General features: G+C 53.4%; 1 tRNA gene. It reads left to right on the forward strand.

The annotated features are described in order from the left end of the window. The first annotated feature begins 5 nt into the window (after positions 1-5). Positions 6-82: transfer RNA gene (locus BCT11_RS03465), tRNA-Met, on the forward strand. Positions 83-206 lie beyond the last annotated feature (124 nt).

Here is a 206-nt window from a genome sequence, read left to right on the forward strand (position 1 = left end):
ACGGACGCGGGATGGAGCAGCTTGGTAGCTCGTCGGGCTCATAACCCGAAGGTCGTCGGTTCAAATCCGGCTCCCGCAACCAAATCTAAAGCAGTTTGAAGGTCATTTTTAATGATATTCAGGCCGTCGACGGATGCGCCGCCCGGATAAAATCCCGGCTCCGCAGACAATTCTCTCTTGAGAATATGCGACACTAGCTCAGTTGG

Origin of the sequence: Vibrio sp. 10N.222.52.B12 (assembly GCF_002875385.1) — a bacterium.
GTDB classification, from domain to species: Bacteria; Pseudomonadota; Gammaproteobacteria; order Enterobacterales; family Vibrionaceae; genus Vibrio; species Vibrio jasicida.